This window comes from Streptomyces sp. NPDC048270 (assembly GCF_040652335.1).
GTDB lineage: Bacteria > Actinomycetota > Actinomycetes > Streptomycetales > Streptomycetaceae > Streptomyces.
Genome location: NZ_JBEZLV010000047.1, coordinates 1 through 14,052, shown reverse-complemented (window position 1 = coordinate 14,052; position 14,052 = coordinate 1). Strand labels below are relative to the sequence as shown.

General features: G+C 73.5%; 12 protein-coding genes. 7 read left to right on the top strand and 5 right to left on the bottom strand.

Annotated features, from left to right (window positions below):
• Positions 1–19: 19 nt before the first annotated feature.
• From tatC to AB0D66_RS29530, 4 genes are all read left to right on the top strand, one after another.
• Positions 20–985 (top strand): twin-arginine translocase subunit TatC, encoded by a 966-nt coding sequence (gene tatC, locus AB0D66_RS29545; protein ID WP_362310009.1) that lies wholly within the window; start codon positions 20–22, stop codon positions 983–985.
• Positions 986–1,029: 44 nt separating this feature from the next.
• Entirely contained in the window at positions 1,030–1,917 is an 888-nt protein-coding gene (locus AB0D66_RS29540; protein WP_362310073.1) for a diacylglycerol kinase, read from the top strand.
• Between the two features lie 46 nt (positions 1,918–1,963).
• Positions 1,964–4,804 carry a DEAD/DEAH box helicase gene (locus tag AB0D66_RS29535; RefSeq protein ID WP_362310006.1) on the top strand — a complete coding sequence of 947 codons (2,841 nt, stop codon included), beginning with the start codon at positions 1,964–1,966 and terminating at the stop codon, positions 4,802–4,804.
• Between the two features lie 90 nt (positions 4,805–4,894).
• Positions 4,895–5,572 carry a helix-turn-helix domain-containing protein gene (locus tag AB0D66_RS29530; RefSeq protein ID WP_362310003.1) on the top strand — a complete coding sequence of 226 codons (678 nt, stop codon included), beginning with the start codon at positions 4,895–4,897 and terminating at the stop codon, positions 5,570–5,572.
• On the opposite strand, the gene AB0D66_RS29525 is transcribed toward AB0D66_RS29530, so the two are convergent.
• From AB0D66_RS29525 to AB0D66_RS29510, 4 genes are all read right to left on the bottom strand, one after another.
• On the bottom strand, positions 5,569–6,549 hold the full coding sequence (locus AB0D66_RS29525) for an RluA family pseudouridine synthase (protein WP_362310000.1): 981 nt from the start codon (positions 6,547–6,549) through the stop codon (positions 5,569–5,571). The two genes, AB0D66_RS29530 and AB0D66_RS29525, sit on opposite strands and share 4 nt — an antisense overlap.
• 24 nt (positions 6,550–6,573) lie before the next feature.
• Positions 6,574–8,121: a serine hydrolase gene (locus AB0D66_RS29520; protein WP_362309998.1), complete on the bottom strand. Its 1,548-nt coding sequence runs from the start codon at positions 8,119–8,121 to the stop codon at positions 6,574–6,576.
• Between the two features lie 274 nt (positions 8,122–8,395).
• Positions 8,396–9,235, bottom strand: a complete 840-nt coding sequence (locus AB0D66_RS29515) for a siderophore-interacting protein (protein ID WP_362309995.1) — start codon at positions 9,233–9,235, stop codon at positions 8,396–8,398.
• Positions 9,236–9,288: 53 nt separating this feature from the next.
• Positions 9,289–10,194 (bottom strand): 5'-3' exonuclease, encoded by a 906-nt coding sequence (locus AB0D66_RS29510; RefSeq protein ID WP_362310070.1) that lies wholly within the window; start codon positions 10,192–10,194, stop codon positions 9,289–9,291.
• A gap of 231 nt (positions 10,195–10,425) precedes the next feature.
• Between AB0D66_RS29510 and AB0D66_RS29505 the strand changes: the two genes are divergently transcribed.
• Positions 10,426–11,028 (top strand): XRE family transcriptional regulator, encoded by a 603-nt coding sequence (locus AB0D66_RS29505; protein ID WP_362310067.1) that lies wholly within the window; start codon positions 10,426–10,428, stop codon positions 11,026–11,028.
• Between the two features lie 5 nt (positions 11,029–11,033).
• Complete coding sequence (locus AB0D66_RS29500) at positions 11,034–11,753, top strand: helical backbone metal receptor (RefSeq protein ID WP_362309993.1); 720 nt, start codon at positions 11,034–11,036, stop codon at positions 11,751–11,753.
• A gap of 20 nt (positions 11,754–11,773) precedes the next feature.
• Here AB0D66_RS29500 and AB0D66_RS29495 read toward each other — a convergent pair whose 3' ends face one another.
• Positions 11,774–12,895, bottom strand: coding sequence for a TDT family transporter (locus tag AB0D66_RS29495; protein WP_362309990.1), 1,122 nt, complete (start codon positions 12,893–12,895; stop codon positions 11,774–11,776).
• 70 nt (positions 12,896–12,965) lie between these two features.
• On the opposite strand from AB0D66_RS29495, the gene AB0D66_RS29490 reads away from it, so the two are divergent.
• Positions 12,966–13,886: a LysR family transcriptional regulator gene (locus tag AB0D66_RS29490; protein ID WP_362309988.1), complete on the top strand. Its 921-nt coding sequence runs from the start codon at positions 12,966–12,968 to the stop codon at positions 13,884–13,886.
• The last annotated feature ends 166 nt before the right edge of the window (positions 13,887–14,052 follow it).

The following is a 14,052-nucleotide window of genomic DNA, read 5'->3' as shown; positions in this document are numbered from 1 at the left end:
ACGAGACAAGGGACGTGGGTTGCTCAAGTCTGCCCGCAAGCAGGAGAAAAAGGGACGACAGGCCAAGGACGCCGAAGGGCGCATGCCTCTCGTCGAGCACCTGCGTGAGCTGAGAAACCGCCTGCTGAAGTCGGTCCTGGCGATCCTGGTGATCACGGCCGTCGCCGCCGTCTTCTACCGGGACATCATCAACTTCCTGTTGAAGCCGATGCTGGATTCCGTCGGCTGCACCAACGGGGTGGTGACCCAGCGCAACGGCCGCCCCTGCGCCGACATGACCGTGAACGGCCTGATCTCGGCGTTCTCGATCGCCCTGAAGGTCTCGCTGATGGCCGGTGTGGTGCTGTCCACGCCGGTGTGGCTCTACCAGCTGTGGGCGTTCACCGCGCCCGGGCTGCACAACCACGAGAAGAAGTACGCGCGCGCCTTCGTCGCGGTCGGCGCTCCGCTCTTCATGGCCGGCGCGGTCCTCGCGTACAAGATCCTCCCGCAGACCGCGACGATCCTGCTCGAGTTCACGCCGGACCACGCGCGCAACCTGCTGCCGGTCGACGACTACCTCGACCTGGTCGCCCGCATGGTGATCGTCTTCGGCTTGGCCTTCGAGCTGCCGCTGCTGCTGATCCTGCTGAACTTCACCGGAGTGCTGACGGCCAAGCGCCTGGCGAGCTGGTGGCGCGCCATGGTCCTCGGCATCACGGTCTTCGCCGCCTTCGCGACGCCCACCGGCGACCCTCTCACCATGCTGTCGCTGGCCGCCCCGATCGTGGCCCTGTACTTCATCGCGCTCGGCATCTGCCTGGTCAACGACCGCAGGCGCCGGCGCAACGACCCCGACGCCGGGCTCGACGACGACGAGGCCTCCGCGCTGGACCTCGCCCCGGCGCCGATCGGCGAGATGGAGGCGGTCCCCGCTCCCACCGAGCTGCCCGGCCAGACGGACGGCGGACGCCGGCGGATCAACGGTTACGACGACGCGACCTGACAGGTAGATTTCTCTCCCAGCGACCGCCGGGAGGGGCCCCAGTGCTGAGCTCTGAGATCACGCTGTTCGTCAATCCCACCGCGGGACGCGGCCGGGGCGCGCACGCCGCGCAGCCGGCCGCTTCCGCGTTGCGGGCGGCGGGCTTCTCGGTACGGACCGTCGTCGGCACCGACGCGCCGGACGCTCTGGCCCGGCTGCGCTCCGCCGTCCGCGCGGGCACCGGCGCGGTGATCGCGGTGGGCGGCGACGGCATGGTCTCGCTGGCCCTCCAGGCGCTGGCGGGTACGGACGTACCCCTCGGGGTGGTCGCCGTCGGCACCGGGAACGACTTCGCGCGGGCGCTGGGGCTGCCCGTGCGGGAGCCCCAGCGGGCGGGGCGGCTGGCCGCCGGAGCCCTCAAGGAGGGCCGGATCCGCGAGATCGACCTCGGGCGGGTGGCGGACACCTGGTACGGGACCGTGCTCTGCTCCGGCTTCGATTCCAAGGTCAACGACCGGGGCAACCGGATGCGGCTGCCGGCCGGCCGGTTCAAGTACGACCTGGCGATGATCGCGGAGCTGGCCGCGTTCCGGCCGTTCCCCTACCGGATCACGCTCGACGGCGGTCCGGCCATCGAGACCGAGGCCACCCTCGTCGCCGTGGGGAACGGCTCCTCCTACGGCGGCGGCATGCGCATCTGCGCGGACGCCGTCCCCGACGACGGGCTCTTCGACGTCACCGTGGTCGGCGACTGCAGCCGCACCACCCTGCTCACCGTGTTCCCGCAGGTCTACAAGGGGACCCACCTCAGCCACCCGAAGGTGACCGTCCACCGGGCCCGGACGGTCACCCTGGAGGCCGCCGGGCTCACCGCCTACGCCGACGGGGAGCCGGTCGGACCGCTGCCGGTGGCCGCCGAGTGCGTCCCCCGGGCCCTGCGGCTGCTCACTTAAATGATCGCGACTGTTGTCAGAGGGGGCGGGTAGGCTCGATCTCAAGATGACCGAAGAACTCTCACCGGCCGAGCGGTACGCCGCTGCCCGGATCCGCGCCGCCGAAGAGGCCAGCGCGCTGGCGCCCTTCCGCGAGATGTACGCATTCGACCTGGACCCGTACCAGGTCGAGGCCTGTAAGGCACTGGAGGCGGGCAAGGGCGTCCTGGTGGCCGCCCCGACCGGCTCGGGCAAGACGATCGTCGGCGAGTTCGCCGTGCACCTGGCCCTCCAGCAGGGCCGCAAGTGCTTCTACACGACGCCCATCAAGGCCCTGTCGAACCAGAAGTACGCCGACCTCGTCAAGCGCTACGGCGCCGACAAGGTGGGCCTGCTCACCGGCGACAACAGCGTCAACTCCGAGGCGCCGGTGGTCGTGATGACCACCGAGGTGCTCCGCAACATGCTGTATGCGGGCTCCCAGTCGCTGCGCGGCCTCGGGTACGTGGTGATGGACGAGGTGCACTACCTCTCCGACCGATTCCGCGGAGCCGTGTGGGAGGAAGTGATCATCCACCTCCCCGAGTCGGTGACCCTGGTGTCGCTGTCGGCGACGGTGTCCAACGCGGAGGAGTTCGGCGACTGGCTGGACACCGTGCGCGGGGACACCGAGGTGATCGTCTCCGAGGAGCGGCCCGTACCGCTGTGGCAGCACGTCATGGCCGGCCGCCGCATCTTCGACCTCTTCGAGGAGGAGTCCGACCACGGAGGCCGCGGCTCCGCCCGCCGCGAGGTCAATCCCGACCTGCTGCGGATGGCGCGCGAGGAGAACAGCCGCACCTACAGCCCCAAGGACCGGCGGCGCGGGAAGATGGTCCGCGAGGCGGACCGCGAGCGCGAGCGGCGCTCCCGCGGCCGGATCTGGACCCCCTCCCGGCCCGAGGTCATCGCCCGCCTCGACGGGGACGGGCTGCTGCCCGCCATCAACTTCATCTTCAGCCGGGCCGGCTGCGAGGCCGCCGTCCAGCAGTGCCTCTACGCGGGCCTGCGGCTCAACGACGATTCCGCGCGCCTCAGGGTCCGCGAGATCGTCGAGGCGCGGACCGCCTCCATCCCCGACGAGGACCTGCACGTCCTGGGCTACTACGAGTGGCTCGAAGGCCTGGAGCGGGGCATCGCCGCGCACCACGCGGGCATGCTGCCCACCTTCAAGGAGGTCGTGGAGGAGCTCTTCGTACGGGGCCTGGTCAAGGCCGTCTTCGCCACCGAGACCCTGGCGCTGGGCATCAACATGCCCGCGCGCACGGTCATCCTGGAGAAACTGGTCAAGTGGAACGGCGAGCAGCACGCCGACATCACCCCCGGCGAGTACACGCAGCTGACCGGCCGGGCCGGGCGGCGCGGGATCGACGTCGAGGGCCACGCGGTGGTGCTGTGGCAGCGGGGCATGGACCCGGCGGCGCTCGCCGGGCTCGCGGGCACCCGTACGTATCCGCTGCGCTCCAGCTTCAAGCCCTCCTACAACATGGCCGTGAACCTGGTCAGCCAGTTCGGGCGGCACCGCTCGCGCGAGCTGCTCGAGACCTCCTTCGCGCAGTTCCAGGCCGACCGCTCGGTCGTCGGGATCTCCCGGCAGGTGCAGCGCAACGAGGAGGGCCTGGAGGGCTACCGGGAGGGCATGACCTGCCACCTCGGCGACTTCGAGGAGTACGCGCAGCTGCGCCGGGACCTCAAGGACCGCGAGACCGAGCTGGCCAAGCAGGGCGCGGCGCAGCGGCGGGTCCAGGCGGCCAGTTCGCTGGAGAAGCTCAAGCCGGGCGACATCATCCACGTGCCCACGGGCAAGTTCGCCGGGCTCGCGCTGGTCCTGGACCCGGGCGTGCCGGCCGGGCGGGTCAACGGGCACCGCGGGTACGAGTACGCGGAGGGCCCGCGCCCGCTCGTGCTCACAGCCGAGCGGCAGGTCAAGCGGCTCGCCGCGATCGACTTCCCGGTGCCGGTGGAGGCCCTCGACCGGATGCGGATCCCCAAGACCTTCAACGCCCGCTCCCCGCAGTCCCGTCGGGACCTGGCCTCCCAACTGCGTTCCAAGGCCGGGCACCTCACGCCGGAACGGCGTGGCCGCGGCCGGGCCGCGGCGGCCGACGACCGCGAGATCGCCCGGCTCCGGGCGGAGCTGCGGGCGCACCCCTGCCACGGCTGCGACGAGCGCGAGGACCACGCCCGCTGGGCGGAGCGCTACCACCGGCTCAAGCGGGACACCCAGCAGCTGGAGCGGCGGATCGAGGGCCGGACGAACACCATCGCCCGCACCTTCGACCGGATCCACGCGCTCCTGACCGAGCTGGACTACCTGCGCGAGGACGAGGTCACCGTGCACGGCAAGCGGCTCGCCCGGCTGTACGGCGAGCTGGACCTGCTGGCCTCCGAGTGCCTGCGCGCGGGCATCTGGGAGGGCCTGAGCCCGGCCGAACTGGCCGCCTGCGTCTCGGCGCTGGTCTTCGAGGCACGGCAGTCCGACGACGCGGTCGCGCCGAAGGTGCCGGGCGGCGCGGCGAAGGCCGCCCTCGGTGAGATGGTCCGCATCTGGGGCCGGCTCGACGCCCTGGAGGAGGAGCACCGGATCAACCAGGCGGAGGGCGTGGGCCAGCGCGAGCCGGACCTCGGCTTCGCGTGGGCGGCCTACCAGTGGGCCTCCGACAAGAGCCTGGACGAGGTGCTGCGCGAGGCGGAGATGCCGGCCGGGGACTTCGTGCGCTGGTGCAAGCAGGTCATCGACGTGCTGGGGCAGGTCGCCGCGGCCGCACCGTCGGCCTCGGGCGACAGCGGGAGCACGGTGGCCAAGAACGCCCGCAAGGCCGTCGACGCGCTGTTGCGGGGTGTCGTGGCCTACAGCTCCGTCGGCTAGGGGCCCTTGGGGCTTCCTCCGAGGGCGGGGGCGGCGTGGTCTGATCTCTTGCCATGATCGAATCGGCGTGCTCTGTGCGACGATCGGTCCATGAGTGCGGGAGCGGGCGAAGGGCCGATACCGATACCGATACGGGTCGGCCGGCCACGAGCCGACCGGCTGAGACCGCGGAGCGACCGGCCGCCGCGCGAGGAACTCCTCTGCGCGGCGGCCGAGTTGTTCACCGCCCACGGCTATGCGGCGACGACTACGCGGGCGGTCGCCGAACGGGCCGGAATGCGCCAGGCCACGATGTACCACTACTTCGGCGGCAAGGAGGACCTCCTCGCCGAACTGCTGGAGTCCACCGTCGCCCCCTCTCTGGTACTGGCCCGACGGCTGCTCGCCGACACCGGCCGCCCCGCCGCACGGCGGCTGTGGGAGCTGTGCCGCTCCGACGTGCTGCTCCTGTGCGGGGGCCCGTACGACCTGGGGGCGCTCTACCTGCTGCCCGAGGTGGCGGGCGCGCGCTTCGGGCGGTTCCGCCGGATGCGCGGCGAACTCAAGGACGCCTACCGCATGTTGCTCGACGGGACCGGTGCGCGCGCCGAACTGGCCGGGGACGGCTCCGCCCTGGCGCTGCGCAACGACCTCGTCTTCGGGCTGATCGAGGGCGTCATGCTGATCCACCGCGCCGACCCGCAGCGGCCGGTCACCGTCTTCGCGGAGGCCACCGCCGACGCGGCGCTGCGCATCGCGGGGGCGGCCGGCCGGCCCGACACCCCCTAGCCGGCCCAGTCGTCCTCGCCGGGGCCCGTCTCCCAGGCGGCGCGGTCGTGCCAGGCCCGAAGGGTGCGGCCGCTCTCGAAGCGGTGGCCGATGCCGGTGACCGGGTCGGTGAACTCCAGTACGCGGGCCAGCAGTTGCAGCGGCCGCCGGTAGTCGTCCGGCGCGGGGTCGGTGACCCGCGGGTACACCGGGTCGCCCAGGATGGGCAGGCCGAGGCTGTTCATGTGCACCCGCAGCTGGTGGGTGCGGCCGGTGTGCGGGGTCAGCCGGTAGCGGCCCAGTCCGCCCGAGGCCCCGGTGAGTTCCACCAGGCTCTCCGCGTTGGGCTCCCCGCCGGGGACCTCGGCCGCCGCGATGACCCCGCGGGCCTTCTCGATGCGGCTGCGGACCGTGCGGGGGAAGGCGAGCGCCGGGTCGTGGGGCGCGAGCGCCTCGTACTCCTTGTACACGCGCCGCTGCTGGAACAGGAGCTGGTACGCCCCGCGGTCCTCGGGCCGGACGCTGAACAGCACCAGCCCCGCCGTCAGCCGGTCCAGCCGGTGCGCCGGGCTGAGGGAGGGCAGGTCCAGCTCCGCGCGGAGCCGGGCGAGGGCGGTCTGGGTGACGTGGCTGCCGCGCGGGGTGGTCGCGAGGAAGTGCGGCTTGTCCACGACCAGGAGGTGCGCGTCGCGGTACACGACGCGGACCGCGAAGGGGACGGGCGCCTCGGCCGGCAGGTCGCGGTGGAACCACAGGTAGCCGCCCGGCTCGTACGGGTCCCGCGCGTGCAGGACGCGGCCGCCGGGGCCGAGGATCCGGCCGGCGTCCAGCAGCCGGGCGACGGCCCCGGCGCCGGGGCCGCCCGCGTAGTGCGCGACCAGGTAGCTCCCGAGGTCCGGCCAGGCGCCGTCCGGATCCGGGGGCAGGCGCAGCCGGACCGGGTCGATGCCGGCGCGCTGGGGGAGGGGGGAAGGGGGTGGCTGGGCTCTGCGTCTCATCGGGGACAGGCTATGCGGAGCGGGCTACTGCTCGGTGAAGGTGCCCAGGTGGTCGGCATCGAGGTATTCGACGCGCAGCGTGCCGTCGGTGAAGGTCACCCCGGTGCGGCCGGTCGCGTACTCGCCCGTGGTCTCGAAGCTGAAGGTGTCGCCGTCGTAGTGGGCGAGCGGGAAGCGCAGCGGCTTCGGCCCGAGGGACAGGGTGAGCGCGCCCTTGGCGTCCGCGGTGACGGTGGCCTTGCCGTAGTAGGGGCTGACGTAGGTGCCGGTGTACGCGGCGCTGTCCTGGGCGGGCCGGACGGAGGCGGGCGGGTCGGAGTAGTCGGTGGGGGAGCGGGTCGCATCCCGCATCTGCTGGTAGACGGAGCCGGTCAGGCCCAGCCAGTCGGCGGTGGCCTTGCCGTATTCGACCGAGTCGAAGAAGTCGAGCGCGACGGCGTCGGCCAGGCCGACCGGTGCGCCGTTGGTCAGGACGACGATGCCGAGCCGCTCCAGCGGGAGCATGGTGACGTTGGTGTTGGCGCCGAGCTCGAAGCCTCCGGAGTGGCTCAGGCGCAGTCGGCCGGCGGCGTCGTAGGAGACGTTCCAGCCGAGGCCGTAGAAGCCGGTGCGGGCGGTGGGGTTCGCGGGCGGCTGCGAGACGATCTCGGGGACGTACGTGCGGGCCAGGGTGTCGGCGGGGATGATCCGCTTTCCGTCGAGCGTGCCGCCGGCGAGCTGGAGGCGCAGCCAGCGGGACATGTCGCGGGCGGTGGAACTGACGCCGCCGGCCGGGGCCTGGGCGTCCGCGTTGCGGACGAAGCGGGGGCTCCAGGTGCCGTCCGGGTTCTTGACGTGGGTGGAGGCGCGGTCGGGGGCCTTCGCGTAGGCGGAGAACTCGGTGCTCGTACGGGTCATGCCGGCGGGCTTGAAGAGGGTGTCGGCGCAGAGCTTCTGCCAGGTGGTGCCCTTGGCGCGGGCGATGGCCTCGGCGGCGGCGGTGAGGCCGAAGTTGGTGTACGCGTAGCTCGCGCGGAACGGGGTGAGCGGTTCCAGGCGCAGGTGGTCGAAGATGTACGACTGGTCGTAGCCGAGGTCCTCGAGGAGGTCGCCGGCGTGGTCGGGGAGGCCGCTGCGGTGGGAGAACAGGTCGGCGGCCGTGACGTGCCCGGTGACCCAGGGGTCCTTCAGGGAGAACCCGGGGACCGTGATGTGGCGGTCCCACTCGGCGGGGTCGGTGAAAGCGCCGGCCACGACGCTGGAGGACACCGGCTTGGAGACCGAGGCGAGCTGGAAGACGGTGTCGGGGCCGACGGCCGCGCGTTCGCCGGTGCGGCGGACGCCGAAGCCCTTGAGGTGGACGACCTCGTCGTCGTGGACGACGGCCACGGAGACGCCGGGGACGCCGGTGCGGCGCATCAGGTCCTCGATGGTGCGGTCCAGGCGGTCCACGGCCTTGGCCACGGCCTCGTCGGTGAGGGCGGGCTGTGGCGCGGGCGGGGGGCTCGGGGCCGTGGTCGCCGCGGTGGCCAGCAGGCTGCTCGCCACCGCGGCTGCCAGGGCTGCCCCGGCGGCTGCTGTGCGCGTGCGCATGAGCTGATTGTCCCGCCGTGCGGGTGAATGCGCGCGTCGGCTCCGCCCGTGCCGGCCTGGGGTGCGGAGCCGGGCCCGTGGCGGCGGGGTGGGGCTCGGGTGCGGTGCCGTTGCCGGGGGCGCTGCCCCCGGGCTCCCGCGCCTCAAGCGCCGGCGGGGCTGGATGTGGCTCGGCGCCGTTGCCTTCCGCGGGGTCGTCGTGGCTGGTGCGGCGGCGGGACTGCGGCCGGGCCCCGCTGCGGGCGCGGGGTCGGCCGGGCTTCGCCGCAGGCGGCTACGCGGCTGTGGCGTGGTCCTGTTCGGCCTCTACCGCCGCGTTCCAGTCGCGCTTGATCGCGCGCCAGCCCTCGTCCGTCTCGCCCAGGCGCCAGTAGCCGGAGATCGACAGGCGTTCGCGGGCGATGCCGCGTTCCAGGCGCAGGTGGCGGCGGAGGTCCTTCACGAAGCCCGCCTCGCCGTGGACGAAGGCGTGGACGTCCGTGGAGGGGAACTCCAGGGCCATGACCGCCTCCACCAGCGCCTCGCCGATCGGGCGGTCGCCGCGGTGGAGCCAGACCGGGACGACCCCGTCCGGGGTGGCCACCTTCAGCTCGGCCGACGGGCCCTCGATCTCCACGAAGGCGTGGACCCGCGCACCCGCCGGCATCCGCTCCATCGCCGCCGCGATCGCCGGCAGTGCGCTCTCGTCGCCGACCAGCAGGTGCCATTCGGCCGCCGGGTCCGGGGCGTAGGCCCCGCCCGGGCCGAGGAACCGTACGACCTCACCCGGCTGGACCCGCGCCGCCCACGGGCCGGCCAGGCCCTCGTCGCCGTGGACGACGAAGTCGAGCGTCAGCTCGCGGTGCGCCGCGTCCCAGTTCCGTACGGTGTACGCGCGCTGCCTCGGCCACTGCGCCCGCGGGAAGTGGGCGCGGATCCCCTCCAGGTCCCACGGCTCGGGGTACGTGACCCCCTGCGGCGGGAAGAGGATCTTGATGTAGTGGTCGGTGAACTCGCCCGCGCCGAATCCGGCCAGCCCGTCACCGCCCAGCACGATGCGCACCATGTGCGGTGTGAGCCGCTCGGTGCGAACGACGACGGCGGTGCCGACGGAACGGGCGCGTCCTTCTGCCACGGTGTCTCCCCTGACTCCCCTGAACCAAGCTTAGGATTACCTAAGTTAGCACCTCAAGGCCGGAGTGCGCTGCTGAGACGCGACACGGCTCCACCCAAACCCCACCGATGGGCGAGGGCGTCGACGAGTTCGGGCTGTGCCGGGGCGGCCGGGAGGGCCGCGTCGAACGGGGGGAGCGGGACGTCGGCGGCCACCTGGACCACCTTCGGGGCCACCGCCAGATAGGGGCGGGATTCGTCCAGCCGCTTGCGCTGGGTGGGTGTCAGCTTCGACTTCGGGTCGTCGACCGCCGCGATGATCCCGGCGAGCGAGCCGTAGGCGTCGAGGAGCTTCGCCGCCGTCTTCTCCCCGATCCCGGGGACGCCCGGCAGGCCGTCGCTCGGGTCCCCGCGCAGCAGTGCCAGGTCCGCGTACCCCGGGCCGTCGACCCCGTACTTCTCGCGCAGCCACGCCTCGTCCGTCACCTGGAGGGTGCCCACGCCCTTGAGGGGGTAGAGCACCCGCCGCTGCCTGGCGTCGTCCACCAGCTGGTACAGGTCGCGGTCGCCCGTGACGATGTCCACCGGGCCGCTCGCGCGGGCCGTGAGGGTGCCGATGACGTCGTCCGCCTCGTAGCCGGCCACTCCCACACGGGCGATGCCGAAGGCGTCCAGCGCCGCCTCGATGATCGGGACCTGCGGGGCCAGGGTGTCGGGGGTCTCCTCCACGTCCGGTCCGGTCTCGGTCTCCACCGCCACCCGGTGGGCCTTGTACGAGGGGATCAGCTCCACCCGCCAGTGCGGCCGCCAGTCCGCGTCCATGCAGGCGACGAGGTCGTCCGGACGGTGGTCCTGGACCAGCCGGCCGATGAAGTCGAGCAGCCCGCGCACGGCGTTCACCGGAGTGCCGTCGGGGGCCCTCACGGAGTCCGGGACGCCGAAGTAGGCCCGGTAGTAGAGGGAGGCGGTGTCCAGGAGCATCAGGCGTCGTGTCGTCACGCAGACGATGATGCCGCAACGCGGTCGACGGCCCGCCGGGCGGCCACGGACGGTGAGCGATCCGGTACGGGAACACCCGTGCACGCGAAACGGGAGGCGGTTGCTGCGTAAGGTGCTTACAGCACACCGATGTGCGACGGACAAGGGGAGGGCAGCCCCGAAATGAACGACAGGGACGGCACGGACGGCCTGGACGACAAGAGCCCCCAGGGCATGGCCACGGACAGGGACAAGGAAAAGGACAAGGACGGCAAGGAGCCGCTCCGGGTGGGCGTCGCCGTGCGCAAGCGGCGCCGCGCCCTCCACCTGACCCTGGCCGCCGTGTCCGCGCGCAGCGGGCTGTCGGTCCCGTTCCTCAGCCAGATAGAGAACGAGCGGGCCCGGCCCAGCATGCGGTCCCTGGAACGGGTCGCCGACGCGCTGGAGACCACGGCCGTCGAGCTGCTCGCCGCGTCCGACACCGCGCGCACGGTGGACCTCGTACGGGCCGGTGACGCATCCGGGCTCACGCCGGTGCCGGGCGTACGCCCCCTCGTCCGCGGGCACCACCAGCTGCACGCCATGGAGTTCACCGGGGACCAGGACGCGGGGCGCGAGTACCAGCACCGCAACGACGAGCTGATGTACGTGGTCGCGGGCGCCTGCCAGGTCGAGGCGGAGGGGCGGGCCTACCGGCTGGAGAGCGGCGACGCCCTGTTCCTGTCGGGAGGCGTGCGGCACCGCTGGCGGGCCGTCACCGAGGACACCCGGATCATGGTGGTGGCGGTGGGCGACCACATCCACGCGACCTCCGAGCCGCCGTCCCCGGGGCACTGAGCGGCGTGCGGCGGATCGTCTCGCTGGTGCCCTCCCTGACCGAGGCCGTGGCCGTGAGCGCGCCCGGGCTGCTCGTCGGGGTCACCGACTGGTGCACCCACCCCGCGGACCTCGGCGGCGCGGTGCGGATCGGGGGGACGAAGAACCCGGACGTCCGCGCGATCGCGGAGCTGCGCCCGGACCTGGTGATCGCCAACGAGGAGGAGAACCGGGCCCCGGACCTGGCGGCGCTGCGGGCGGCCGGGCTGGAGGTGCTGGTCACCGAGGTACGCGAGCTGCCCCAGGCCCTGCGCGAGCTGGACCGGCTGCTGGTGGGAGTGCTGGGGCTGGCGAGGCCGGGGTGGCTGGCGGACGCCGAGGCCGCGTGGGCCCGGGTGGAGCCGGCCGCCGAGCGCACGGCCTTCGTGCCGGTGTGGCGCCGGCCGTGGATGGTGCTGGGCCGGGACACCTTCGCGGGCGACCTGCTCGCCCGGCTGGGGGTGCGCAACGTCTACGCCGGGCATCCGGAGCGGTATCCGAGGATCCCGGTCGAGGAGCTCGCGGCCGCGGGCTGCGATCTGGCGGTGCTCCCGGACGAGCCGTACCGCTTCACCGCGCAGGACGGCCCGGAGGCCTTCCCGGGCCTGCCCGCCGCCCTGGTCAGCGGGCGCCACCTGACCTGGTACGGACCCTCGCTGGCCGAGGCGCCCGGAGTACTGGCGAAGGCCCTGCGCGCGGCGCGCTGAGCGTCGTGCCCTCCGGCCTCCTAGGCGGCGAGCAGGCGGCCTGAGAACAGGCCGCGCAGGGTGTGGGTGGCGGCGAGCAGCCAGGCGGTCAGCAGGGCGAGGAAGAGGGCCGCCGCGAGCCAGGCGAAGGCGGTCAGGCCGGTGTGGCGGGCCAGGCCCGCGGCGCCGGTGACGCAGGTGCCGACGGGGAAGGTCAGGGCCCACCAGGTCATGGCGAAGCCCATGCCGTCGCGGGCGGCCCGTACCAGCATGGCGGTGGCGAGGGCCGCCCACAGCAGGGCGAAGCCCATCACGGGGACCCCGTAGACGACCGCGAAGGCGCCGAGGGCCCCGGCGTAGGGGGCGCCGATCGACTGGGGGGCCATGTCGGCGAGCTGGTTCACGGCGGTGGTGGACTGGCCGAGGGGGCCGAGGACCAGGAAGAGCGTGGGGGTCAGGGCCAGGGGGAGGGGACCGCCCACGATCAGCCGGCCGAAGACCAGGGGGAGCATCAGCAGGGTGGCCAGCAGGCTGATGCCGAACATGGCGTAGCAGGCGAGCAGCATGGCCTCGCGGGGCTGGCCGGCGGGCAGGTGGGGTATCAGCAGGGGGCCGAGGGCGGCGGAGACCATGGGGGCGACCAGGGGGAGCAGCCAGACGGGAGTCGCCTGGCCGGCCTCGACCTTGTGGCGGACCACCATCAGGTAGGGCACCACCACGGCCATGGCCAGGCCGATCGCGGTGCCGGCGGTGAACAGCACGGCGTCGACGGCCACGGCTGCGCCGGTACCGATCAGGTCCTTGCCGACGATGAGGGTGCCGCCGCCGACGGCCAGCAGCGCCATCGACAGGCAGCCGTAGAAGGGGGCGACGGCGGGGTCCAGGAGATGGGCGCGGGCCTGGTCGCGGTGGTGGATCCAGTGCCCGGCGCGGGCGGTGAGCAGCACGGCGAGTGCGAAGGCGGACAGCGCCCAGACGAGCTGGCAGGCCACGCGCTGGCCGGGGACCTGGTACGGGAGGGTGGCGCCGGCGTTGGCGACGATCGCCGTGCCCATGATCGAGGCGTACCAGTTGGGACCGAGCTGCCGCAGGGCCTTGTGGGCGCGGGGAGCGGTCTCGGGGGTGGTGGCGGTGGTGCGGGGTCGCACGAGGGTGGTGGCCATGGATCCAGCGTCGTGGCCGGTGGGAGCGGGCGGCAGAGGCCTTCTCGCTATAGGGCCATAAACTGATGTTATGGGTAATGAGGAGTGGGTGCCGCTGGCGCACCGGGTGCCGGACCTGGGGGCGCTGGAGCTGCTGCTCGCGGTGGCGCGCGTGGGGAGCCTGAGCGGTGCGGCGAGGCGGCTGGGGATCACCCAGCCCGCGGCGAGCAGCCGGATCCGGGCGATGGAGGCGCGGCTCGGGGTGGCCCTGGTGGACCGCTCGCCGCGGGGCTCCACGCTGACGGCGGAAGGCGCGCTGGTCACGGACTGGGCCCGGCGGGTGGTGGAGGCGGCGGAGGCCTTCGACGCGGGGGCGCAGGCGCTGCGGGGGCGGCGGGACTCGCGGCTGCGGGTGGCCGCCAGCATGACGATCGCGGAGTACCTGCTGCCGGGATGGCTGATCGCGCTGCGCGGGCAGCGGCCGGACACCGCGGTGTCGCTGCACGCGGGGAACTCGGCGGTGGTCGCGCAGCGGGTCCTCGCGCACGAGGCGGACCTCGGCTTCGTGGAGGGGCTGACGGTTCCCGAGGGGCTGGACTCGGCGGTGATCGCGCAGGACCGGCTGGTGGTGGCGGTGGCGCCGGGGCACGCGTGGGCGCGGCGCTCGAAGGGGGTGGAGGTGGCGGAGCTGGCCTCGGCGCCGCTGATCCTGCGGGAGCGGGGGTCGGGGACCCGGCAGGTGCTGGACGCCGCGCTGGCGGGGTGCGGGGGGCTGGCCGCGCCGCTGCTGGAGCTGGCGTCGACCACCGCGGTCAAGGCGGCGGCGCTGAGCGGGGCCGGGCCGTGCGTCCTGTCGGAGCTGGCCGTGGGGGACGAGCTGGCGGCGCGGCGGCTGGTGGAGGTGCCGGTGGCGGGGGCCGCGCTGGGACGTGCCTTGCGGGCCGTGTGGCCCGCCGGGGCGCGGCCTGCGGGGCCGGCCCGCGACTTGCTGTCGCTGACCCGCCGAAACTAGGGCCGCCGGTCGCTGCCGCGGGCGGGGCCGGATCGGGGGCGTCGGGGTCCGGGGGGTGCGTGCGGCGCCGTTGCCGGGGCTCTGCCCCGGGCCCCGCGCCTCAATCGCCGGCGGGGCACGAAGGAGGCGCCGGTCAGCAGCAGGGCCAGGCCGAACTTGAGCGGTG